Here is a 23531-nt window from a genome sequence, read left to right on the forward strand (position 1 = left end):
GTACCCATCACTTGCCCGTCGCGTCGGCGAACACGGACGGGTCGACCATGTCGTCGTACGTCGGCGCCTTCTGCTTGGGCACGTTGCCCGCCGCGACGGCGCCCTCGATGGTGTGCTCGATGGCGTTGCGGTCCAGGCCGTCGCCCGACTCGGGCCAGACGCCGAGGGAGAGGAACTTCGGCATAGCGGCCTCGGTGACGCTCTCCGGCGCCTTCGTGACCCCGGCGGCGATGGCCGCGACCTCCTTGAGGTTGGCCGGGTCGTTCATGTACGCGATGGACTCGCGTACCGCGGCGACCACGTCGACCCACTGCTCGCGGGCCGCGCCGGCCAGCGCGCTCTTGGGCGCGACGAGGACCGTGTAGTGCTCCAGCGGGTCGACCCCGGCCAGCGTCATGATCTCGTGGGCCTCGGTGCCGGACTTGATCTTCTGTTGCACGGTGGCGAGTTCGTCCGGGTGCAGTACGGCGACCTTGACCTGTCCGGCCACCAGCGCGTCGACCGTGGGCGGACCGCCGACGTTGATCGTGCTGACGTCGTTCTTGCCGAGGCCGCAGCTCTTGAGCATGCCCGCCAGGGCGAGGGCCTTGGGCGCGCCCACCGCGTCCACCGCCACCGTCTTGCCCTTGACCGCCTCGCAGTCCGTGATGCCGGGGTCGGTGCTGGCCAGCAGATAGGTGGGCTTGGGGAAGCCCATCACGGAGACGACCGAGCCACCGGTGGCCCGCAGGGCGACGGCGCCCGGGGTGCCGATGATGCCGCCCTGGATCTCACCGCTCTGCACCGCGCGGCCGACGTCGGCGCCGGTCGTCAGCGGGCGCAGGGTGACGTCGAGGCCGCGGTCCTTGAAGAAGCCCTGCTTCTCACCCACGTACATCACGGTGTTGAGGAAGATGGGCGGGATGCCCGGCACGCCGATGGTCATCTTGCCGCCGCCCGGGGCGGAACCCGCCGCCGTGTCGGAGCCGCCGTCGCCGCAGCCGGCGAGGGCACCTACGAGAGCGAGGACGGTGGCCGCACCGACCAGGGCGGACCTGCGTCGCGGAAACTTCATGAGAACTGCTCCTTCTTCTTCCGCGCCAGGGTGCACGGCAGGGCTGAGGGTGGGTGTGGCGTGGCGGACGCGTCGGACACGTCGGATACGTCCGGGCCGGACAGGACCGGAGGAGTCAGGTCAGGACCGGGCTCGGCGCGACGGCGCCGGTCAGCGGCCGGATTCGGCGTTCATGATCAGGGACCAGACGCGCTCGCGGATCGCCAGGAACTCCGGCATCGCCGTCACGGAACGGTCCCGGTGGCGCGGAAGCGTTACGTCGATCAGCTCGGCGACGCCGCTGGGTCGGCCGTTGAGCACGGCGATCCGGTTCCCGAAGAGAACGGCCTCGTCGATCGAGTGGGTGACGAAGAGCATCGTCACGGGGTGGTCCTGCCAGATGCGCAGCAGTTCGAACTGGAGCACTTCGCGCGTCTGGGCGTCCAGCGCGCCGAAGGGCTCGTCCATGAGGAGCAGCCGGGGGCGTACGGCCAGTGCCCTGGCCAGGCCGGTGCGCTGCTGCATTCCGCCGGACAGTTGATGGGGGTACGACTTCTCGAAGCCGGTGAGGCCGACGAGGGTGATCAACTCCCGCGCCCGGTCGAGCGCTTCCTTCTTTCCCGTCCCCCGCACGCGCAGCGCGTAGGCGACGTTCGACTCGACCGTCTTCCAGGGGAAGAGGCCGAAGTGCTGGAAGACCATGGCCACGCCGTCCGGGGTGCCGTCCACCACGCGGCCGTCGATGCTGACGGCGCCCTCGGCCGGCGGGATGAGACCGGCGACCGCCCGTAGCAGGGTCGTCTTGCCGCAGCCGGACGGGCCGACGATGGAGAGCACCTCGCCGGCGCCGATGGTCAGATTGATGTCCTGGGAAACCGTGCGCTCGCCGAATCGCATGGTCAGGCCGTCCAGCCTGACCGTGGCACCGGCGTCGTCGCCGTCGGCCGGTGCGGCTTGGCGCACCGCTTTGATCGTGGTCATACCGGGGATTCTGGGACTAGGATGCCTGACATGCAATAGCTATACTTCAGAAACTGGAAAATGCATCATCTTGGTATGAGGTGCCTATGACCACGAGGGCGAACCCTCTTCTCCTGCTGCACACCTGGGGCGGCGACGCCGCGACCTGGGGGCCCGCGCTGCGCCATCTCGGCGCGGACGGGCGGCACTTGAAGGCGCTCGACCTGCCGGGCCACGGGGCCCGCGCCACCGAGCCGTTCACCGTGGACGGGGCGGTGGGCACGGCCGTGTCCGCGTACGCGAGCGGTACCGCGAGGGGGTCCGAAGACGCGAGCGGGTCCGAAGAGGTGGACGTGGCCGGGCCCGTGGACGTGGTCGGCTCCGGGCTCGGCGCGCTCGTCGCGCTCGCCCTGGCGCAGCGGCACCCGGACCGGGTGCGTTCGCTGACGCTGGTCGGATTCCCCCCGGCCGGTGGCGCCGAGGCGGCCCGCCGCCCCGCCGACACCCGGGCCGCGCTCAAGCGCGACGGCGCGGCCCTCTTCGCCCGGAACTATGTGGACAGCACGCTCCTGTCCGCCGACCCCGGCCACCGTGACCTGCTGCGCCGCGCGATGGCGGGCACCCGGCCCGAGGTCCTGCTCGACTCACTGCGCGCCACACTCGGCTGGACCGCGCACGCGCGGCCGGGCCCGCTCGGCCTGCCCTGTCAGGTGTTGCGCGGCGCGCGGGACCACCGGGTCCCCGCCGCGGCGGCCGACGCACTCGCCGAACGGCTCGGGGGCAGCAGCGCCGTCGTGCCGGGCGCGGGCCATGTCGCCTATCTGGACGAACCCGAAGCCTTCGCCACCGCGCTCGCCGCGTTCCACGACGGGCTGCGCACCGCACCCGCCGACTGATGTCCGCCCGCCCGCCGGTCCGCCGGTCCGTCCTCAATTGCCCACGCCACACCGTTCGTTCCGTTCGATGCGACACTCGTCAGGCCCGCCGCCCGCTCCCCCCACCGCTCCCCGAGCGCCCACGACAGAAGGACCACGACATGCCGCCGCAGTCCCGACGAACCAAGACCACCACGACTGACGGCGTCGTACCCAAGGGCGTCGCCAAAACCGTGCCGAAACCGGCCAAGTCGTCCGCCAAGGCGCCGACCAAGCGGGATCGCATCGCGACCGAGCTGCGGCGGATGATCAGCGAGGGCGAGCTGCCCCGTGGCAGCCGTATCCAGCAGGACGTGCTCGCCGCGATGTTCGACACCAGCATCACGCCGGTCCGCGAGGCGCTGCGCCTGCTGGAGGCCGAGGGTGTGCTGGTCGGCGAGCCGCACAAGGGTGTCAGGGTCGCGGACGCCGACTACGAGCAGGTCAAGACCGTCTACCTGCTTCGGCGTCTCGTGGAGCCGTACGCCATGCAGCGCGCCGCCCGGCGGCTCTCGCCGCTGGACATCGACCTGGCCGAGCGGCTGGTCACCGACATGGAGCAGGCGGCGGAGGAGGGGGACAGGGCGCGGCTGAACGCGGCCAACTACCAGTTCCACTTCCTCTTCTACGCCAAGTGCGGCAACGAGGGGCTGTCGGCGGAGATCGACCAGCTCTGGCAGAAGTTCCCGTGGGACGTGCTCCAGGTACTCCACGACCGCGCCGACGAGACCTCCAACGAACACCGTTCCATGCTGGCCGCCGCCCGCCTCGGCGACGGCGACGCGCTGGCGAAGGCCACGGAGTGGCACCTCTCGCGCAGCTTCCTGGCACTGGGCAAGCACTTGACGGGCCGGCCGGTGGCCGACCCGTTCGACGTCGACAACGACTGAGACCGGCAGGGCTGCTTGCGCCGTCCGGGCCGGCCCGGACGGCGCAAGCGGCGATCGAAGGACGGACAGGTCCTATCCCGCGGGCTCCCGCTCCGCCATGTCCGCCTCGGACAGCCCGAGTTCGGCCAGTACCTCCGCGGTGTGCTCCCCCAGTCCGGGCACCCTCCGGCCGCCCGGCGGCTCGGGCGCGCGGTGCAGCGGCGATGTGACCACCCGGACCGCCCGCCCGTCCGGCAGCGTCGCCTCCGACCAGCGTCCGGTGGCCTCCGCCTGCGGATGGGCCAGTACGTCGGCGATCTGGTTCAGCCGCGCGTGCGGCACGTCCGCCGCTTCGAGGCGGGCGGTGACCTCGGCGGTGGACAGGGCGATCAGCCGTGCCTGCACCGCCCGTTCGGTGCGTTCACGGTGCCGTACGCGCGCGCTGTTCGAGCTGAAGTCCGGGTCGTCGAGCAGCGCGGAGTCGTCGAGCACGGTGCGGCAGAGCCGCTGCCACTGCCCCTCGTTCTGCACGGCGATCAGCACGTCCTGCCCGTCGGCCGTCGTGTACGGCCCGTACGGGGCGATGCTGGCGTGCCGCAGTCCGGCCGGCGCGGGCGCGGAACCGGAGTGCAGTTCGGCGAGCAGCAGCGGGCTCATCCACTCCAGCAGCACGTCGAACAGCGCGACGTCGATCCGCTGCCCGAGGCCGGTCCGTTCGCGTGCGTACAGGGCCGAGGTGACGGCGCTGAGCGCGTACGAGCCACCTGCCAGGTCCGCGAGGGAGACGCCGGGTTTGGCCGGGGTCTCGGGCGTGCCCGTGGCGGAGATCGTGCCGGCCTCGCCCTGCACCAGCGCGTCGTACGCCTTGCGGTCGGCGTACGGGCCGCTCGGGCCGTAGCCGGAGAGGTAGCAGCGCACCAGGCGCGGGTTGAGTTCCGCCAGGGCCTCGTCGGTGATGATCCGGTTCAGGGCGCCGGGCGCCAGATTGCAGACCAGGACGTCGGCCCCGGCGAGCAGTTGGCGCAGCGCCCGGCGCCCCGGCTCGGTCTTCAGGTCGAGTACGACGCTGCGCTTGCCCCGGTTGAGCCAGACGAAGTGGCTGGCCAGACCGTGCACGCTCTCGTCGTAGCCGCGGGCGAAGTCGCCGCCGCCGGGCCGCTCGATCTTGACGACCTCGGCTCCGAGGTCGGCCAGATGGCGGGTGCACAGGGGTGCGGCGACGGCCTGTTCGACCGCGATCACCCGGATGCCCCGCAGGTCGCCGGTCATCAGCGGCCGAAGCGCAGCACGGTGCCGACCGCGGGCTGCACGTAGTTGGCGGACATGTCGGTGGACAGCCGGGTGTGGGTGCGCAGTCCGGAGCAGTGCATCGGCATGACGGTCGCGACCTCCAGTTCGGCGAACGCGGCGGCGGTCAGCTCGACGTTCTCCGCCGGGGTGGTGGGGAAGCCGAGGTGGAAACCGCCCATGACGGCGCGCACGGGCTTGGGTCCGCACACCACGCGCGCCTGCTCGATCGTGTTGACGACGCCGGCGTGCGCGCAGCCGGTGAGGACGACGAGCCCTTCACCGCGTACGTCGATCACGAGCCCCATCTCGTCCATGACCTCGTCGCGGCGGAGCTTTCCCTCCGGCGAGACCTGGTAGAGGCCGGGGTCGCCGGGCTTGAACGCCGGTGCGGCGCCCGCCTCGAAGGCGATCTTCCTGGGGATCACCCCGGTGGTGTGCACGCCGCAGCCGAGGTCGAGGGAGTCCTGGGTCAGTACGGGTACGCCGCCGGACCTCTCGACCTCGCCGAACCGGAACGCGGCGTTGTAGACGGAGGAGGTGCGGCCGTCGCCCATCACGGCGTAGCGCGGGAGTTCCGCGTCGGCGTGGGTGGCGACGGGGATACGGCGCCCGGCGAGGTCGAGGAAGCGGTGGATTCCACCGAAATGATCCGGGTGGCCGTGGCTGATGACGACATGGTCGATGGACGCGGGGTCGACGCCGAGCACCCGCATGTTGTGTTCGAGGACGGTGCCGGTGAGGCCGACGTCGAACAGGACGCGCACGCTGTGGCGTCCGCGTACCGCCTCGACCAGGAAGCTGATGCCGTTCTCGGCCTGGGGCGGCACGCGCTTGGGATCGAAGTGCTCGATCAGGCCGTACCGGGAGACGCAGTGGTCGTCCACGCCCTCGCCCCCGTGGCCGCCGGTGGGGCTGGCCTGGTCGGGCAGCAGCATGTCCACCTGGTTCTCGACCAGCACGGTAATCGTCACGCTGTCGGCTTCGAACACGCCGCGGTCCTCCCGTAGTTACGAGTCCGGGTCACGGGTCCGGGGACCACGCCCACTTCCGTACGTGACACCCGGTCTTGAAGTATGGTGAGTCGCAAACTACATCACCATCATGGAAAATGCATCATCTGATTCATGATGTGTAAGGAGTGCTCATGTCAGCGTCCGTACCCGGTCAGCCGCCCCGCTCCCATCTGTATGTACCCGCCGACCAGCCCCGCTTTCTGCGCGCCGCGCCGCGCTCGGGGGCGGACGCGCTGATCCTCGATCTGGAGGACGCCGTCGCGCCGTCGAGGAAGGACGGGGCGCGTGCCGCCGCCGTCGCTTTCGCCGAGGAGCGCACCACCGGGGGCCCAGAGCTGTGGGTACGGATCAACGAGGGCGCCCGTGGCCGGGACGACGCCCGAGCGCTGCTGGCGACGGGCCGTGTCGACGGGCTGTGGATGCCGAAGGCGACGGCCGGGACAGATCTGGACGCGCTGGTCGCGCTGGTGGCCGCCGCCCCTGAGGTCGCGCTCGGGCTGCTGATCGAGAGCGCCACCGGGGTGCTCTCGCTCGGTGACACCGCGGGCCGCCCCGGAGTACGCCATCTCCAGCTCGGCGAGGTCGACCTGCGGGCGGATCTGCGGATGGCCCCGGACCCCGTCCCCGGGGACCAGCTGCTCGACTGGGCTCGCGGCCTGACGGTCGCGCACACGGCCGCGCGCGGTCTCGTCTCGGCCGTGGCACCCGTGTCGGTGCACACCTCGGATCCCGAGGCGTTCCGGGTGTCGAGCCTGCGGCTGCGCGGGCTCGGTTTCCAGGGGCGTGCCTGTATCCACCCGGTCCAGGTCGCCGTCGCCAACGAGGTGTTCGGCGTCGCCCCCGGCGAACTGGCCGACGCGCACGCCCTGTTGGACCTGTTCGAGCACCGGCTGGACGCGGGCAGCGGCGCGTTCCGCGACAGCGGGGGCGCGATGGTCGACGCGGCGACGGTCCGCCGTGCCCGCGAACTCACGGGACGCGCGGACCGGACGGACCGGACGGCTTAGGCGATGTCGCCGGGCGCCGTCTCGTCCGCCAGCCAGGCCAGGTACGGCGCGCTGCCCCGTACCACCGGGAACGCGAGGATCTCCGGCGTGTCGTAGTCGTGCGCCGCCGTCAGATGCGCCTCCAGCGCGTCGTAGCAGGCGGCGGTCGTCTTGAGGAGCACCTGCCACTCCTCCGTCGTCTCGATCGCGCCCCGCCAGTGGTAGACGGACGTGACCGGCGCCGAGATCTGCGCGCACGCGGCGAGCCGCGCCTCCACCGCGCCCCGGGCCAGGGCCTCCGCCTTCGCGGCGCTGTCGGTGGTGGTCAGTACGGTCAGAAACTCCGGACCGGTCATCCGCGTCACTCCTTCTCTCTGGCCGCCGCGAACTGCGGGGCGTGGCGGCGGGCACAGGCACCCCCGGACACCAGGAGTCCGTCATGGGCGCCCCGCTCCACGATATGGCCCGGCCATGGCCCGGCTCGGTCAACCGGCGTAGGCGCGAGCGGATTTGGCGTCCCGCAGGGCCAGGCCCCACCAGGCGATCTGGTCGAGCATCGCCGTGGCGGCGGTGGCGGCGCCGGACGGGTCCCGGTGCCGGCCCTGGTCGTCGAAGAGCGCGCCGGCGTTGTGGAAGGAGACCGTGTCGCGTACGGCGACGGCGTGCAGTTCGGCGAAGACCTGGCGCAGATGCTCGACGGCGCGCAGGCCGCCGGAGATGCCGCCGTAGGAGACGAACCCGATGGGCTTGGCCCGCCACTCGTCGAAGTGCCAGTCGATCAGGGCCTTGAGGGACGCGGGGTAGGAGTGGTTGTACTCGGGGGTGACGATCACGAACGCGTCGGCGTCGGCCAGCCGGTGGGTGACCTTGCCGAGCTGGCCCCGGACCGAGACGGGCGGGCTGAAGGAGAGCGCCGTCGGCAGATCGGTGTCGGCGAGGTCGATGAGGTCGACGGTGAAATCGGTGCGCCCGGCGGCGCGGGAGACGAACCAGTCGGATACGACGGGGCCGAACCGTCCCTCACGGTTGCTGGCCATGATGACGGCCAGTTTGAGGGGCGCCTGGGGAGCCGGAGTCCGAGCGGACCGCCGGCTCGTTTCGGTGGCTGAATCGTGCGTGGTGGTGTTCATGGGTACGAGCGTGATACTTAAACCATGGTTCAGGTCAAGCTACTGTGGGCCGTATGACGCAACTCGCCTGGAACGCCAAGGAAGCCACGGTCGGCGAGCTGGCCGAACGCAGTGGTGTCGCCCCCTCCGCCCTGCGCTTCTACGAGCGCGAGGGGCTGATCACCAGCCGCCGCACCACGGGCAACCAGCGGCGCTACACCCGTGACACGCTCCGGCGTGTCGCCTTCATCCGCACCTCGCAGCGCCTCGGCATCCCGCTCGCGCTGATCCGCGACGTGCTGGGGCTGCTGCCGGAGGACCGTACGCCCACCAGGGAGGACTGGGCCCGGATCTCCGAGTGCTGGCACAACGACCTGAACATCAGGATCCGCACCCTCCAGCGGCTGCGCGACAACCTCGCCGACTGCATCGGCTGCGGCTGTCTCTCGCTGGACCGCTGCGTCCTGTCCAACCCCGGCGACGAACTGGCCGCGCACGGCCCCGGACCCCGCAGGCTGATCGAGGACTGACCGGTCCTACCGTGGGCCCATGGCACCTACTGAGGCTATCGAGGTCAACGGAGAGCCCGCCACGGAGACCACGCTCCGGGTCCCGGCGCTCAGCGGCTACGGCCACTTCACCGCCATGCAGGTCAGGGCTGGCCGGGTGCGCGGACTGGATCTGCATCTCGCCAGGCTCGACTCGGCGACCCGTGAGCTGTTCGGCGCGGGCCTGGCCGGGGAGCGCGTACGGGAACTGCTGCGGCACGCGCTGCGTGAGGTGTCCGACGCGTCGGCCCGCGTCCATGTGCACTGGCCGGACGGCGACAAGGAGGCGCGGGTGATGATCACCGTCAGGCCGCCGACGACCAAGGACGGCCGGCCGCACGGCCTGATGTCGGTGCCGTTCGCCCGCGAGGTCCCGCACATCAAGCACCTGGGCGGCTTCGCGCAGACGTACTACCTGCTGCGGGCCGAGCGCGCCGGGTTCGACGAGGCGCTGCTGACCGCGCCCGGCGGGCTGGTGACGGAGGGAGCCATCACCAACATCGCCTTCTGGGACGGCACGCACGTGGTCTGGCCACAGGCGCCCTCGCTGCTGGGGATCACCATGGCGCTGCTGGAGCCGCGGCTGCCTTCCGTACGGCGACCGGTGACACTGGCCGATCTGCCCTCGTACAGGTCGGCCTTCATCACCAACTCGCAGGGCATCGCGCCCGTGGACCGGATCGACGAGGTGGCGTTCACGGTCGACGCGGAGCTGATGGGGACGGTGGCCGCGGCGTACGAAGCGGTGGGGTGGGACGTCGTCTGAGCCGTCCGAAACCTCTGCCGGGCGGAGCGCCTCCGCCGGGGCTCACCCGTTCGGCACGACGGGTCACCTGGCATGTCTCCCACCCGATCACACACAGCTGACCTGCGGGAATATCAACTGGCAAGTGGGACACGCCGTAGTGAACCGACCAATCTGATCCTCCATCAGCAGGCGTGCGCGCCGTGCTGCGCCTTATCTCGGAAGAGACGAGAACCGCGCCGCCACGGAGGAACCCATGCGCACCACCGCCCGCCTGCTGACCGGTACCGCGCTGGCGGCCGCCTCGCTCGGGTTGTCCCTCGCGGCCCCCACCGCCGCGTTCGCCGGCGACCGGGGTGGGCTGGAGCTGTTCCCGTCGACCTCCGAGCCCGGCGAGAGCGTCACGGTCAACACCACCGCCTGCGGCAAGGACGGGCACGGCAGGGGCGACGCGAGTTCACTGGGCGCGGGCGAGTTCCGTCTGCGGCCCGGTGACGACAAGGACTTCGTCGTGGGCCGGTTCCGGGTGCCCGAGAACACCCGGGCGGGTACCTACGCCATCTTCGTACGCTGCCAGAACGGCCGGGAGGCCCGCGGCGACCTGACGGTCGAGCACCACCGCGAGCATCAGCCGTCAGGCCATGTACGGACGGGGGTCGGCGGCAGCGTCGGCCCCGACACCACCCGGATCGCGGCGGGGGCGGTCGTTCTGGCCGCTGCCGCCGTCGGCGGGACCCGGCTCCTGCGCCGCCGGGCGAGCGGCGCGCAGGACAGCTGACGGGGCGGGGCCCGTCCTTCGGACCGGCCCTGGCGGCCTCCACCGCCCCCGTACCGCCGTGGCCCCCGCCCCCGTCACGCTCATCGCTGCCGGGGGCGGGGGAACAACTTCCGGAGGACCCATGACCGCGCCGGCCGACCGATGACCACCAAGGGCAAGGCCTTGCTGGTGGCCGGCGCCGCGTGCGTCGGTCTGTGGCTCGTGCAGAACGGCTCGCGGACCGTCACCCCGCCGATCCCGTCGGCCGCCCAGGCGTTCGCCGCCGGGCCCGGCTTTCACACGGACGCCGCCGCCGACCCGATGCCCGCCTCCCCGCCCCTACGGCTGCGGATACCCGAGATCGGCGTCGACGCGCCCGTCACCCGGCTGGGGCTGGCGAAGGACGGCAGCCTCGACGTCCCGCCGGCCGGGAAAGGCGATGTCGCGGGCTGGTACGAGGACGGCACCACCCCGGGAGCCAAGGGCACGGCGATCATCGCGGGACATGTGGACAACGCGCGCGGTCCGGCCGTCTTCTACAGCCTGGGCACCCTGAAGAAGGGGCAGCGGATCGAGGTCACCCGCCAGGACGGGCGGACCGCCGTGTTCACGGTCGACGCCGTCGAGGTCTACGACAACGACAGCTTCCCCGACCAGAAGGTCTACGGGAAGAAGGACCGGGCCGAACTGCGGGTCATCACCTGCGGCGGCGGATTCTCCGAGAAGACCGGCTACCAGGGCAACGTGGTGACGTACGCGCACCTCATCGGCGTCCGGTAGTCCACCGGGGCGGGCCGGCGGTGGTGGTCAGGCCGTCCACTGGTCGAAGGCCAGCTTCGCGACCAGCGAGAACACCACGACGAGCAGCACCCCGCGGACGAACTCGCTGCCCTTCCTGAGCGCCATCCGCGCGCCGAACATCCCGCCCGCCAGGTTGAACACCGCCATCAGCGCGGCCAGTTGCCACAACACGGTGCCCTGGTAGGCGAACATCGCGAGCGCCCCGCCGTTGGTGCAGACGTTGACGATCTTCGCGGTGGCCGACGCCGTCACCAGATCCAGGTGCAGTACGGCGGTCAGCGCCAGTACGAGGAACGTGCCGGTGCCGGGACCGAACAGCCCGTCGTAGAAGCCGATCCCGCCGCCGACCAGGACGATCGCGGTGACATGGCGGCCCCGGGAGACCGGCCCGCCCGCCTGAGCCCTGCCGAAGGCCGGCCGCAGCATCACGAAGGCCGCGACCCCGAGAAGGACCACCATGATCACGGGGCGCAGGACATCGCTGCTGATCCCGGCGGCGAAGAACGCCCCGGCCATCGACCCTGCCAGCGCCATCAGCCCGATCCGTACGGCGCTCTTCACGTCCACCGGCGCCTTGCGCACATAAGTGACGGCGGCGCCGGTGGTGCCGACGATCGCCACGGCCTTGTTCGTACCGAGGATGTGCGCCGCCGGGACGTTCGGCAGACCGAGCAGCAGCGCGGGCAGGAGCAGCAGTCCGCCCCCGCCCACCACGGCGTCGATCCACCCGGCGGCGGCTGCCGCGAGGCAGAGAACGACGATCATGGTCAGCGATATCTCGGGCATGATCGGGAGCCTATGGGACGAGGTGGTTGGCCCTGACACGGATTCGGGGCGAGGTGGCGAACGCCACTGCACGCCCGTGCCCGGGACCTCGCGACCAGGTTCGACGCGGCCTCACACCCCGTTCCGGAGCGCGCTGAGCGCAGCGTTCCGAGCGGGAAACAGTGGTGGTGCCGCCGGGTAACACCGGCCACGCAGTCTGCGGACATGGCAGCTGACGGCAGGGCGACGGAGATCGTGGTGATCGGCGGGGGCACGGCCGGCGTACGGCTGGCCCAGCGCCTCGCCGCCGACGCCGCCTCCGGCACCGCTCCCGCCGACACCCCCGCGACGACGGTCACCCTGCTCGGCGAGGAGACGCACGCCCCGTACAACCGGGTCCTGCTCGGCGAAGTGCTCGCCGGGCGGTACGGCCCCGATGTCATCTCCCTGCCACCGGCGCCCGGCGCCGTACGGCGCGGTGTCAGGGCGGTCCGGATCGACCGCGCCGACCGGCTGGTGCGGTGCGACGACGGGAGCGTCGTCCCGTACGACCGGCTGGTCCTCGCGACCGGTTCGAACCCCGTCCTGCCGGCGTTGCGCGGGCTCCGGCAGGCGGACCGGCACGGTCTGCCGGCCGGGGTGCACTCCTTCCGGACCATGGACGACTGCCTGGCGCTCTCGGCGGAAGTACGGCCCGGAACCCGCGCCGTCGTGATCGGTGGCGGGCTCCTGGGGGTCTCGGCCGCCCGCGCGCTCGCGGAGCGCGGCGCCCAGGTGGTGCTCGCGCAGCAGGGCGAGTATCTGATGGAGCGTCAACTGGACCGCTCGGGCTCGCTGTTGCTCAGGCGCCATCTGGAGTCGTGGGGCGTGGAGGTCCACACGGAGTGCCGTGTAAGGGGCCTCGTGCTCGACGAGAGCGAAGGCGACCCCGGCAGCGACGCCGGCCCCGGCCGGCTGGCAGCCGTCGAACTCGCCGACGGCTTCCGGCTCGACGCCGAACTCACCGTCCTGGCCTGCGGCGTACGCCCCCGCACCGGCCTCGCCCGCGCCGCCGGGCTCGACGTCCGGCGCGGCATCGTCGTGGACGACGAGCTGAGGACGTCGGACCCGTACATCCACGCGATCGGGGACTGCGCGGAACACGGCGACCGGCTCTACGGTCTCGCCGGGGCCGCCATCGAACAGGCCGACGCGCTGGCCCGGTCGCTCACCGCCGGCCGGACAACGGGCCGGGCCGCGCGCTACACCGGGACCCGCGCACTCACCCGGCTCACCCTCGCGGCCCTCGGTGGCCAGGGCCCCCAAGTCCCGCCCACGGACGGGCCCTCCGGCCCGCTCGACCTCGCCGCGTTCGGCGAGACGACACCCCTGCCCGGCGACGACGTCGTCCAGCTGACCGACGCCACCCGCGGTGCCTACCGCAAGGTCGTCGTCCGGGGCGACCGTCTCGTCGGCGGCGTACTCCTCGGCGACCTGACCACGATCGGCGCGCTCGCCCGCACCTGGGAGGACGACGAACCGCTGCCGCCCACCACCCCGCTGCTCCACCTGCTCACTCCCGACGGAGGCTCCTGAGATGCCCGACACAACGCCCCTCCCCACCATCGTGGTCGTCGGCCACGGCATGGTCGGCCAGCGGTTCCTCGAAGCCCTCGCCGAGCGCGGCACCACCGGTCGGGCGCGGGTCGTGGTGCTCTGCGAGGAGCCGCGCGCCGCCTACGACCGGGTACGGCTGAGTTCGTACTTCGACGGCCGCACCCCCGACGAACTCTCCCTGGTCGAGCCGGACTTCATGGAGCGGCACGGAATCGAGCTGCATCTGGACGATCCGGCCGAGACCGTCGACCGGGCGGCGCGCACGGTCACCTCGCGCGCCGGGCTGACCTTCACGTACGACACGCTCGTGCTGGCCACCGGCTCGTACCCGTTCGTACCGCCCGTGCCGGGCAAGGACGCCACCGGCTGCTTCGTCTACCGCACGATCGAGGACCTGCTGGCGATCGAGGAGTACGCGAAGACCGCCCGCACCGGCGCCGTGGTGGGCGGCGGGCTGCTCGGCCTCGAGGCGGCGGGCGCGTTGCGGGGGCTCGAACTCGACACGCATGTCGTGGAGTTCGCACCCCGTCTGATGCCCGTCCAGGTGGACGACGGCGGAGGCGCGGCGCTGCTGCGCACCATCGAGGGCATGGGACTGACGGTCCACACGGGCGTCGGCACACAGGAGGTGACGACGGACGCGGAGGGCGTCGTCAACGGCATGACCCTGTCGGACGGTTCGGTACTGGCGACCGACCTCGTCGTCTTCTCGGCGGGCGTACGGCCCCGGGACCAGCTCGCGCGCGACGCGGGGCTGCGGGTCGGCGAGCGCGGCGGTGTCGCGGTGGACGAGCGGTGCCGTACGTCGGATCCGCGGATCTTCGCGATCGGCGAGTGCGCGCTCACGGCGGACGGGAAGGTGTACGGACTGGTGGCGCCGGGCTACGAGATGGCGCTGACCGCGGCGGACGCGATCGCCGAAGTCACCGAGGACGCCCACGAGTTCACCGGGGCCGATCTGTCCACGAAGCTCAAGCTGCTCGGGGTCGACGTCGCGTCCTTCGGCGACGCGCACGGCGCCGCCCCCGGCTGTCTCGACGTCGTGTACGCGGACTCCCGCTCCGGCGTCTACAAGAAGGTCGTCGTCGGCGCGGACGGCGCGCTGCTCGGGGGCGTGCTGGTCGGTGACGCCGACGCGTACGGGATGCTGCGCCCGCTGACCGGTTCCGTACCGCCCGTACCGCCGGAACAGCTCGTCCTGCCGCCGGGGGTCGGGGCGCCGGCGGCGCTCGGTCCGGGCTCGCTGCCGGACAGCGCGGTGATCTGTAGCTGTCACAACGTGACGAAGGGTGCGATCGCCGCGTGCGCGACGCTGCCGGAGGTGAAGAAGTGCACCAGGGCCGCTACGGGCTGCGGCAGTTGCGTGAAGGTGATCGGCCAGCTCCTGCCCGCCTCCGGTGACAGCGGGCTGTGCGGCTGCTTCAAGCACACGCGCGGCGAGTTGTACGAGATCGTGCGGACCCTGCGTGTGACGTCGTACGCCTCGCTGCTGGACTCGCACGGCCGCGAGAGCGCGCGCGGCGGTGACGGCTGCGAGGTCTGCAAGCCGACCGTCGCCTCGATCATCGCCTCCCTCGCGCCGACGCTGGGGCTGAGCGGCCATGTCCTGGACGGGGAACAGGCCGCGCTCCAGGACACCAACGACCACTTCCTGGCCAACTTGCAGCGCAACGGCTCGTACTCGATCGTGCCGCGTATTCCGGGCGGCGAGATCACACCCGAGAAGCTCATCGTGATCGGTGAGGTGGCACGGGACTTCGGGCTCTACACGAAGATCACGGGCGGCCAGCGCATCGATCTCTTCGGTGCGCGGGTAGACCAACTGCCGCAGATCTGGGCGAGGTTGGTCGAGGCGGGGTTCGAGTCCGGGCACGCGTACGGGAAGGCGCTGCGGACGGTGAAGTCGTGCGTCGGACAGACCTGGTGCCGGTACGGCGTGCAGGACTCGGTGAAGATGGCCATCGATCTGGAGCTGCGCTACCGGGGCCTGCGCGCGCCGCACAAGCTCAAGTCGGCGGTCTCGGGCTGTGCCCGGGAGTGCGCCGAGGCGCGCGGCAAGGACTTCGGGATCATCGCGACGGCGGAGGGCTGGAATCTGTACGTCGGCGGCAACGGCGGCGCAGAGCCGCGCCACGCCGACCTGCTGGCGCGGGATCTGGACGACGAGTCGCTGGTGCGGCTGATCGACCGCTTCCTGATGTTCTACATCCGCACCGCCGACCGGCTGGAGCGCACCTCGGCGTGGCTGGGCCGGATCGAGGGCGGTCTCGACCATGTACGGGACGTCGTCGTCCACGACTCGCTGGGCCTGTGCGGCGAGTTGGAGAAGCTGATGGCCGACCATGTGACGGGCTACCGCGACGAGTGGGCCGAGACGCTGGACGACCCGGAGCGGCTGCGCCGCTTCGTCTCCTTCGTCAACGCGCCGGACGCGCCGGATCCGACGGTGCGGTTCGTGCCGGAGCGCGACCAGGTGAAGCCGGATCTGACATTTCTGACCCTGGAAGGGGTGACGGCCCGATGAGCACGATGAGTCCCACGAGCCCGACGGGCCTGACGGCCGGCCGCGTGGAGGCGAGCCTCCAACTCCTCGTCGGCGGGGCCTGGTTCCCGGTCTGCGACCGGTCCGCGCTCATCGCGGGCCGGGGCGTGGCCGCGCTGCTGCCGGACGGGCGGCAGGTCGCGCTCTTCATGGACCGGGCGGGCCGTACGTACGCGATCGACAACCGCGACCCGTACTCCGGCGCCCAGGTGCTCTCACGCGGGCTGACCGGCACCCAGGGCGGCCGCGCCTTCGTGGCGTCGCCGCTGCTGAAGCAGCGTTTCGACCTGGAGACGGGACACTGCCTGGACGACGAGTCGGTGTCGGTGACGGTCTACGCCTCCCGTATCAAATCTTGACCGAGCGTTCCAGTTGAGCCTAGAGTCCGGTCCGTGGCCAGGACCAAGGAATTCGATCCGGACGCCGCGCTCCAGTCGGCCCTAGAGCTGTTCTGGCGGCGCGGCTACGAGGCGACGTCCATGGCGGACCTCGTCGAGCACCTCGGCATCGGCCGCGCCAGCATCTACGCGACGTTCGGCAACAAGCGCGAGCTGTACCTGAAGGCCATGGACCGGTACGGCGAGACCCGCGACCCGTCGCTGCTCGACGCGCTGTCGAAGCCGGGTCCGGCGCTGCCCGCGGTGCGGGCGGTGGTGCGGCGGTTCGCCGGCGACGCCAGCACCGACCCACGGCGCGAGAAGGGCTGCTTCATCACCAACACGGCCGCCGAACTGGGGCCGCACGACAGCGAGGCGGCTCGCCGGGTGGAGCTGAGCTGGCAGCACATCGAGACGCTGATCCACTCGGCGCTCGTCCGGGCCCAGGGCCGGGGCGAGTTGGCGCCGGACCGCGACCCGCGCGCACTGGCGCGGATGCTGCTCGTGCTGATGCAGGGCATGCAGATCGTCGGCAAGACCTCGCAGGACCCCGCGCGGGTGCGGGACGCGGCCGAGCAGGCGTTGAGCCTGCTCGACTGAGACCCGCTCCGGGGACCGGCGGGACAAAAGCACGCGTTCGACAGACCTTCGGGCGGCGCTTCTGCCGCCCTTATAACAGAACGATCGTTCCAGTAAATCGTCCGCACCCACCATCCGTACGTACCAAGGGAGTCACCCATGTCCGATCGCTTCACCGGCAGGACCGTCCTCGTCACCGGTGCCGGTTCCGGAATCGGCCGCGCCGTCGCCGTGGCGTTCGCGGCCGAGGGCGCCTCGGTCGTCCTCTCCGGCCGGGGCAGCGCGCCGCTGGAGGAGACCCGCGCCCTGGTCGAGGCGGCGGGCGGCGAGTCGCTGGTCGTCACCGCCGACGTCTCCCGCGCGGACGACGTGCGCGCCCTGGTGCGCGAGAGCGTCGAACACTTCGGGAGCCTGGACGTCGCCGTCAACAACGCGGGGATATTCCGGGGCGGCGCGCCCCTCGCCGATCTGCCCGTCGAGGACTGGCAGGCGCTGCTCGACGTCAACGTCACCGGCGTTCTGCACTGCCTCCAGGCGGAGATCGCGTACATGCGGGCCAACGGCGGCGGCGCCGTCGTCAATGTCGCCTCCAACCTCGGCGCGCACCTGCGCGTCCCGAATCTGGCCGGCTATCTGACGTCGAAGGCCGCCGTCTCGGCGCTGAGCCGGGCCGCCGCCCTCGACCACATCCGGGACGGGGTGCGGATCAACGCCGTCAGCCCCGGCGCGGCCGACACCACGATGTCGCTGCGGCCGGGCGAGAGCGCGGCCGACCGGACGGCGCGGATGAAGCAGGAGTCGCCGCTCGGCCGGGTGTCGGCGACGGAGGAAGTGGCGGCGGCGGTGCTGTATCTCGCCTCGCCGGACGCGGCGTCGGTCGTGGGCGCCGACCTCGTGATCGACGGAGCCGCGTCGGCCTGACAGCCCGGATTCAGCGGGGCCCGGCCCCGCGCCGCCGCCGGGCCCAGAACTCATCCGCAGTCACCTCCGTGTTCAGCCGGTGGCCACCCCCGTCGCTCTATGTTTCTCGCTGCACGCGACCGCACACCCACCCCACCCCAATGGAGCGGCCCAGTGGAACGTCGCAATTTTCTGCGTGGAGCGATCGTCACCGGCTCAGCCGCCGCACTCGGCGGCACACTCTGGCGCGGCGCCGCGTACGCCGACCCCGCGCAGCCGGGCGCGGGACCGTACGGCGCGCTCGGCGCGGCCGACGGCAACAACATCCGGCTGCCCGCCGGATTCACCAGCAGGGTTGTCGCCCGGTCCGGGCAGACCGTGCCCGGCACGTCGTACACCTGGCACAACGCCCCTGACGGCAGCGCCTGTTACGCCGACGGCAGCGGCTGGATCTATGTCTCGAACTCGGAGATCAACCCGTCCGGCGGCGCGGGCGCGATCCGGTTCTCCTCGGCCGGCGCGATCACCGGCGCGTACCGGATCCTCTCCGGCACCCGGCAGAACTGCGCGGGCGGCAGCACGCCGTGGAACACCTGGCTGTCCTGCGAGGAGGTGGACCGCGGGTATGTGTACGAGACCGACCCGTGGGGCGTCGACGCGGCGGTACGGCGCGACGCGATGGGCCGGTTCAAGCACGAGGCCGCGGCGGCCGACCCGGTGCGCCGGGTGATCTATCTGACCGAGGACGAGACGAACGGGTGCTTCTACCGCTTCACGCCCACCACCTGGGGCGATCTCTCCTCGGGCACCCTCCAGGTGCTGCGGGCCTCCACCGCCACCTCGGGCACCTTCACCTGGGCGACGGTGCCGGACCCGGACGGCACGCCGACCGTCACCCGTGACCAGGTCTCGGGAGCCAAGCGGTTCAACGGCGGCGAGGGGTGCTACTACGCGGACGGCTCGGTGTGGTTCACCACGAAGGGCGACAACCGTGTGTGGCGGGTCGATCCGGCCGCGTCCACCTACGAGTTGACGTACGACGACTCGCTCGTCACCGGTGGCGGCGCCCCGCTGACCGGTGTCGACAACGTCACCGGTTCGTCGTCCGGTGATCTCTTCGTCGCGGAGGACGGCGGGAACCTGGAGATCTGCGTGATCACGCCGGACGACGTCGTCGCGCCGTTCCTGCGCGTGGGCGGGCAGTCCGGCTCCGAGATCACCGGTCCGGCGTTCTCGCCGGACGGCTCGCGGCTGTACTTCTCCAGCCAGCGCGGCACGAGCGGCAGCTCGTCGGGCGGCATCACGTACGAGGTGACGGGGCCGTTCCGGACGTAGCCCCCGTCCGGCGGGCCCGTTCGGGCCCCGGCACACCCTGGGCGCCGCCGTTCAGCAGGGCGGCGCCCAGGGGGGTCAGCGTGTGCAGGACGGCGTTGCCGTGCCGCAGGGTCACCACCAGTCCCGCCTCGCGCAGGACGCACGCGTGCTGGCTGGCCGAGGCGAGCGACACCCCTGCCCTGCGGGCGAGTTCGCTGGTGGTCGTGCCGTGCTCGATGGCGCCGAGGACGGCCGAGCGCGTACGGCCGACCAGTCGGCCGAGGGACGGTCCCGTGCCCCGGCCGCGATGGCCGGCGGCGGTCGGCGCGTCCACGTGGGTGACGGGGTAGACCAGTACCGGCGGCAGCGCCGGATCGCGGTAGACGACGGGTGTCCCCCGGCAGAAGAACGACGGCTGGAGAAGCAACCCCCGCCCGTCCAGGAAGAGTTCACGGTCCACCGGATAGTCCGCCTCCAGGACCGGCGCCCGCCAGCGGATCACCGGCGGGAGCGTGGCGAGCAGTTCGTCGGCGCCGCCGTCGAGCAGCGCCCGGCCCCTGACGACGCGGTCCGCCTCGGCGCGTGCCCGGATGTGCGGCCAGTACGGCTCCACGGCGGCCCGGTGGTAGGCGCGCAGCGCCCCGGCGAGCCGGCCCAGTTCGGCCGGGTCGTCCTCGGACAGCGCGCCGATCCGGGCGGGGAGCGCGGGCGACCCGGCGCCGAGCAGGGCCAGTTCCGTACGGACCTGGTCCCCCGGCGTCGCGCGCAGCGCCTCCAGCCCGTCCTCCAGCCCGGAGCGGCCCTCCGGGGGCGTCAGGAAATCCGGGAAATAGCCGCGCTGCGGCACCAGCGCGGCGAGCAGACGTGTTTCACCTTTCAACCTCACCCTGGTTTCCGTGCGCCATTCCCCGAAAGCGAGCGCGCCCCGCCGGTCCCGCAATCGGTGAAAGCTGAGAATCGTTTCCCACAGCGGGTCGGGACCGGCGGCCGTCCGGACCGCGCCGAGGTCTCTCCCCGTGAAGTGAATTCGCAGCACCTATCCCCCACTTGTTTCCTCTGTTGCATCCGCAATCGACCCCAGCGATGAGTATGCATGCCATCACAGGCCGTCACCACGGAGTTTCAGCCACAGTTGAAACGCATCGCGCGCAATGGGTGCGAAACGAAAGGCTGTACCAGGTCAGGCGCGAAACCCGAGCCACCGGAAAGGCGAAGTGAAGGCCGTGGGGGGCTTTGCTCGCTCGGCGGCGGTCGGTGAGGGTTGCGGCTCCGTGCCCGGCCGGTAAATGGGGTGCGGTCGGCGGGTGGGGATCCACCGGCCGCACCCCGATTTGTTTCCGTAACGGTCTTATCGATTGCGGGAAGAGCGACCGTAAGGGATTTCACATTCGGTGCCGTGCGACAGCGAGTCGGGCACGGCACCGAGGACGGATACGGCCCGGTTCAGCGCGTGTCGCCGCGGCCGTCCGACTGCGCCGCCGCCCGCCCGGCCTCCAGACGGGCCACGGGGATCCGGAACGGCGAGCAGGACACGTAGTCCAGCCCCACCTCGTGGAAGAAGTGCACCGACTCGGGGTCGCCGCCGTGCTCGCCGCAGACACCCAGCTTCAGATCGGGCCGCGTCCTGCGGCCGGCCTCGCACGCGCCGCGTACGAGCGCGCCGACGCCGTCCATGTCGATCGTCTCGAACGGAGACACCCCGAAGATGCCCTTCTCCAGGTACGCGGTGAAGAAGCTCGCCTCGACGTCGTCGCGGGAGAACCCCCACACGGTCTGGGTGAGGTCGTTCGTACCGAAGGAGAAGAACTCGGCGGCCTCCGCGATCTGACCTGCCGTCAGCGCGGCACGCGGCAGCTCGATCATCGTGCCGAGGGACAGCCTGAGGTCGATCCCGGTGGACTTCCGCACCTCCGCGATGACCCGCTCGGCCTCCTCGCGGACGATCTCCAGCTCCTGGACGGTGCCGACGAGCGGGATCATGATCTCGGCCCGCGGGTCGCCCTTGGCGTGTTTGCGCTCGGCCGCGGCCTCGGCGATCGCCCGTACCTGCATCGCGAACAGTCCGGGGATGACCAGGCCGAGCCGTACGCCGCGCAGTCCCAGCATCGGGTTCTGCTCGTGCAGCTTGTGCACGGCCTGGAGGAGCCGCAGATCGTTCTCGTTGTGGTCCTTGCGGGACTCGGCGAGCGCGACCCGTACCGACAGCTCCGTGATGTCGGGCAGGAATTCGTGCAGCGGCGGATCCAGGAGCCTTACGGTGACGGGCAGTCCGTCCATCGCCTCGAACAGCTCGACGAAGTCCTTCTTCTGGTACGGCAGCAGTGTCTTCAGCGCCTGCTCCCGCTCGTCGTCGGTGTCGGCGAGGATCAACTTCTCGACCATGGCCCGGCGTTCACCGAGGAACATGTGCTCGGTGCGGCACAGTCCGATGCCCTGCGCGCCGAAGCGGCGCGCCCGCAGCGCGTCCTCGGCGTTGTCGGCGTTGGCGCGCACCCGCAGCCGGCGGCGCCGGTCGGCGTACGCCATCATCCGGTGCACGGCCTCGACCAGTTCGTCGGCGTCGTCGGCCCCGGCGTGCATGCGGCCCTCGAAGTACTCGACCACCGGCGAGGGGACGACCGGGACCTCTCCGAGGTAGACCTTGCCGGTCGAGCCGTCGACGGAGACGGTGTCGCCCTCCTCGATGACGGTCTTGCCGACCGTCATCCGGCGCCGCTTGGTGTCGACCTCCAGCTCCTCGGCGCCGCAGACGCAGGTCTTGCCCATGCCGCGGGCGACGACGGCGGCGTGCGAGGTCTTGCCGCCGCGCGAGGTGAGGATGCCCTCGGCAGCGATCATGCCGTCCAGGTCGTCGGGGTTGGTCTCGCGGCGGATGAGGATGACCCGCTCGCCGGAGCGCGACCACTTGACGGCGGTGTACGAGTCGAAGACGGCCTTGCCGACGGCGGCACCGGGTGACGCGGCGATACCGCGCCCGAGCAGCTCGGCCTTCGCACCGTCGTCGAAGCGCGGGAACATCAGCTGGGCGAGCTGGGAGCCGTTGACGCGCTGGAGCGCCTCCGCCTCGTCGATCAGGCCCTGGTCGACGAGCTGGGTCGCGATACGGAAGGCGGCGCCCGCGGTGCGCTTGCCGACGCGGGTCTGGAGCATCCACAACTCACCGCGCTCGATGGTGAATTCGATGTCGCAGAGGTCCCGGTAGTGCGTCTCCAGGATCTCCATGATCTCCAGCAGCCGGTCGTACGACCTCTTGTCGATGGTCTCCAGGTCGGCGAGCGGCACGGTGTTGCGGATTCCGGCGACGACGTCCTCGCCCTGCGCGTTCTGGAGGTAGTCCCCGTAGACGCCCTGGTGGCCGCTGGCCGGGTCGCGCGTGAAGGCGACGCCGGTGCCGGAGTCCGGGCCGAGGTTGCCGAAGACCATGGAGCAGATGTTGACGGCGGTGCCGAGGTCGCCGGGGATGCGCTCCTGGCGGCGGTAGAGCTTGGCGCGGTCGGTGTTCCAGGACTCGAAGACGGAGCGGATGGCGAGGTCCATCTGCTCGCGCGGGTCCTGCGGGAAGTCGCGGCCCGCGTCGCGCGAGACGATCTTCTTGAACTGCTTGACCAGCTTCTTCAGATCGGCCGCGTCGAGGTCGATGTCGGTGGCGGCCTTCTTCGCCCGCTTGGCGTCCTCCAGCGCCTCCTCGAAGAGGTCGCCGTCGACGCCGAGGACGGTCTTGCCGAACATCTGGATGAGCCTGCGGTAGGAGTCCCAGGCGAAGCGCTCGTCGCCGGACTGCTTGGCGAGACCGGCGACGGACTTGTCCGAGAGGCCGATGTTGAGGACGGTGTCCATCATCCCGGGCATGGAGAACTTGGCGCCGGACCGTACGGAGACGAGCAGCGGGTCGTCGGCCTGGCCGAGCTTCTTGCCCATCTTCCGTTCGAGGGCGTCGAGGTGCGCGCCGACCTCGTCACGCAGGGCGGCCGGCTCCGTACCGGTGGCGAGGTAGACCTTGCACGCTTCGCTGGTGATGGTGAAGCCCGGAGGGACGGGCAGACCGAGGTTGGTCATCTCGGCGAGGTTGGCGCCCTTGCCACCGAGGAGGCCCTTGAGATCCTTGTTGCCCTCGGTGAAGTCATAGACGAACTTCTGGTCCTGCGGGGCGGTGTCTGTCGCTACGTGGGTGTCTTTGCTTTCGGACACGGATCTCGGCTCCTCCGGGAGACGCTGGCTGCCCTGACGGCGAGGAACATACCCAGATCGAAGGTGCCTGGATATGTCCACCTGTCCGTCATACGGCCGCAACCACCCGTCCGCCACTGGATCGAATGCGCATGACGGGGAATCAGCCGCTCCGGCCCCCTTCATGCCTCGAACCGGGCATGACCTTTGCATGACGCAACCCGCTCATCCGAGCGGGTATAGCGACTTCTGAGTTCACCTCTCGA

At 71.3% G+C, this 23531-nt stretch carries 22 protein-coding genes; 13 read left to right on the forward strand and 9 right to left on the reverse strand.

Annotated features, from left to right (window positions below; translation table 11 throughout):
- Window positions 1-7 precede the first annotated feature (7 nt).
- Together ACFWHU_RS08100 and ACFWHU_RS08105 are read right to left on the reverse strand one after the other, a co-directional pair.
- Entirely contained in the window at window positions 8-1054 is a 1047-nt protein-coding gene (locus ACFWHU_RS08100; RefSeq protein WP_387224369.1) for an ABC transporter substrate-binding protein, read from the reverse strand.
- Between the two features lie 150 nt (window positions 1055-1204).
- Window positions 1205-2014: an ABC transporter ATP-binding protein gene (locus tag ACFWHU_RS08105; protein WP_385795029.1), complete on the reverse strand. Its 810-nt coding sequence runs from the start codon at window positions 2012-2014 to the stop codon at window positions 1205-1207.
- An 86-nt stretch (window positions 2015-2100) separates the two neighbouring features.
- On the opposite strand from ACFWHU_RS08105, the gene ACFWHU_RS08110 reads away from it, so the two are divergent.
- Window positions 2101-2889 (forward strand): alpha/beta fold hydrolase, encoded by a 789-nt coding sequence (locus ACFWHU_RS08110; protein WP_387224370.1) that lies wholly within the window; start codon window positions 2101-2103, stop codon window positions 2887-2889.
- 140 nt (window positions 2890-3029) lie between these two features.
- Window positions 3030-3797, forward strand: coding sequence for a GntR family transcriptional regulator (locus ACFWHU_RS08115; RefSeq protein WP_387224371.1), 768 nt, complete (start codon window positions 3030-3032; stop codon window positions 3795-3797).
- Window positions 3798-3869: 72 nt separating this feature from the next.
- Here the strand turns inward: ACFWHU_RS08115 and ACFWHU_RS08120 are convergent, their stop codons facing one another.
- The gene (locus ACFWHU_RS08120; RefSeq protein WP_385795036.1) at window positions 3870-5045 is read right to left on the reverse strand and encodes a CaiB/BaiF CoA transferase family protein; all 1176 of its coding nucleotides are present in this window, start codon (window positions 5043-5045) and stop codon (window positions 3870-3872) included.
- Window positions 5045-6055, reverse strand: coding sequence for an MBL fold metallo-hydrolase (locus tag ACFWHU_RS08125; RefSeq protein WP_387224372.1), 1011 nt, complete (start codon window positions 6053-6055; stop codon window positions 5045-5047). Before ACFWHU_RS08125 ends, ACFWHU_RS08120 begins: the two co-directional genes overlap by 1 nt.
- Window positions 6056-6210: 155 nt before the next feature.
- Between ACFWHU_RS08125 and ACFWHU_RS08130 the strand changes: the two genes are divergently transcribed.
- A complete protein-coding gene (locus ACFWHU_RS08130; protein WP_387224373.1) occupies window positions 6211-7086 on the forward strand; it encodes an HpcH/HpaI aldolase/citrate lyase family protein in 876 nt (291 codons plus the stop codon).
- Here the strand turns inward: ACFWHU_RS08130 and cutA are convergent.
- Together cutA and ACFWHU_RS08140 are read right to left on the reverse strand one after the other, a co-directional pair.
- Window positions 7083-7421: a divalent-cation tolerance protein CutA gene (gene cutA / locus ACFWHU_RS08135; RefSeq protein ID WP_387224374.1), complete on the reverse strand. Its 339-nt coding sequence runs from the start codon at window positions 7419-7421 to the stop codon at window positions 7083-7085. The genes ACFWHU_RS08130 and cutA overlap by 4 nt on opposite strands.
- Window positions 7422-7550: 129 nt before the next feature.
- Complete coding sequence (locus ACFWHU_RS08140) at window positions 7551-8195, reverse strand: NADPH-dependent FMN reductase (protein WP_387224375.1); 645 nt, start codon at window positions 8193-8195, stop codon at window positions 7551-7553.
- Between the two features lie 53 nt (window positions 8196-8248).
- Between ACFWHU_RS08140 and soxR the strand changes: the two genes are divergently transcribed.
- From soxR to ACFWHU_RS08160, 4 genes are all read left to right on the forward strand, one after another.
- Window positions 8249-8704 carry a redox-sensitive transcriptional activator SoxR gene (gene soxR / locus ACFWHU_RS08145; RefSeq protein ID WP_385795049.1) on the forward strand — a complete coding sequence of 152 codons (456 nt, stop codon included), beginning with the start codon at window positions 8249-8251 and terminating at the stop codon, window positions 8702-8704.
- Between the two features lie 19 nt (window positions 8705-8723).
- Window positions 8724-9488, forward strand: a complete 765-nt coding sequence (locus ACFWHU_RS08150) for an aminotransferase class IV (RefSeq protein WP_387224376.1) — start codon at window positions 8724-8726, stop codon at window positions 9486-9488.
- Window positions 9489-9723: 235 nt separating this feature from the next.
- Window positions 9724-10245, forward strand: coding sequence for a hypothetical protein (locus tag ACFWHU_RS08155; protein ID WP_385795054.1), 522 nt, complete (start codon window positions 9724-9726; stop codon window positions 10243-10245).
- Window positions 10246-10386: 141 nt separating this feature from the next.
- A complete protein-coding gene (locus ACFWHU_RS08160; protein ID WP_385795056.1) occupies window positions 10387-11004 on the forward strand; it encodes a class F sortase in 618 nt (205 codons plus the stop codon).
- A 27-nt stretch (window positions 11005-11031) separates the two neighbouring features.
- On the opposite strand, the gene ACFWHU_RS08165 is transcribed toward ACFWHU_RS08160, so the two are convergent.
- On the reverse strand, window positions 11032-11811 hold the full coding sequence (locus ACFWHU_RS08165; RefSeq protein ID WP_078077447.1) for a TSUP family transporter: 780 nt from the start codon (window positions 11809-11811) through the stop codon (window positions 11032-11034).
- A gap of 204 nt (window positions 11812-12015) precedes the next feature.
- Here ACFWHU_RS08165 and ACFWHU_RS08170 point away from each other — a divergent pair, with 204 nt between their 5' ends.
- The 6 genes from ACFWHU_RS08170 to ACFWHU_RS08195 all read left to right on the forward strand — a co-directional run bounded on the left by ACFWHU_RS08170 (window position 12016) and on the right by ACFWHU_RS08195 (window position 19119).
- Window positions 12016-13365, forward strand: a complete 1350-nt coding sequence (locus ACFWHU_RS08170; RefSeq protein ID WP_387224377.1) for an NAD(P)/FAD-dependent oxidoreductase — start codon at window positions 12016-12018, stop codon at window positions 13363-13365.
- Between the two features lies 1 nt (window position 13366).
- The gene (nirB, locus tag ACFWHU_RS08175; RefSeq protein ID WP_387224378.1) at window positions 13367-15910 is read left to right on the forward strand and encodes a nitrite reductase large subunit NirB; all 2544 of its coding nucleotides are present in this window, start codon (window positions 13367-13369) and stop codon (window positions 15908-15910) included.
- The gene (nirD, locus tag ACFWHU_RS08180; RefSeq protein WP_387224379.1) at window positions 15907-16287 is read left to right on the forward strand and encodes a nitrite reductase small subunit NirD; all 381 of its coding nucleotides are present in this window, start codon (window positions 15907-15909) and stop codon (window positions 16285-16287) included. Before nirB ends, nirD begins: the two co-directional genes overlap by 4 nt.
- 33 nt (window positions 16288-16320) lie before the next feature.
- Window positions 16321-16905 (forward strand): TetR family transcriptional regulator, encoded by a 585-nt coding sequence (locus ACFWHU_RS08185; RefSeq protein ID WP_359809558.1) that lies wholly within the window; start codon window positions 16321-16323, stop codon window positions 16903-16905.
- 138 nt (window positions 16906-17043) lie between these two features.
- Entirely contained in the window at window positions 17044-17805 is a 762-nt protein-coding gene (locus ACFWHU_RS08190; protein WP_385795068.1) for an SDR family NAD(P)-dependent oxidoreductase, read from the forward strand.
- 153 nt (window positions 17806-17958) lie between these two features.
- Window positions 17959-19119: an alkaline phosphatase PhoX gene (locus ACFWHU_RS08195; RefSeq protein ID WP_387224380.1), complete on the forward strand. Its 1161-nt coding sequence runs from the start codon at window positions 17959-17961 to the stop codon at window positions 19117-19119.
- Here the strand turns inward: ACFWHU_RS08195 and ACFWHU_RS08200 are convergent.
- Together ACFWHU_RS08200 and ppdK are read right to left on the reverse strand one after the other, a co-directional pair.
- Window positions 19085-20134 (reverse strand): ArsR/SmtB family transcription factor, encoded by a 1050-nt coding sequence (locus tag ACFWHU_RS08200; protein ID WP_387224381.1) that lies wholly within the window; start codon window positions 20132-20134, stop codon window positions 19085-19087. The genes ACFWHU_RS08195 and ACFWHU_RS08200 overlap by 35 nt on opposite strands.
- A 407-nt stretch (window positions 20135-20541) precedes the next feature.
- Window positions 20542-23286, reverse strand: a complete 2745-nt coding sequence (gene ppdK, locus ACFWHU_RS08205) for a pyruvate, phosphate dikinase (RefSeq protein ID WP_385795074.1) — start codon at window positions 23284-23286, stop codon at window positions 20542-20544.
- Window positions 23287-23531 lie beyond the last annotated feature (245 nt).

The sequence above is a fragment of the Streptomyces sp. NPDC060366 genome (genome assembly GCF_042725135.1).
GTDB lineage: Bacteria > Actinomycetota > Actinomycetes > Streptomycetales > Streptomycetaceae > Streptomyces.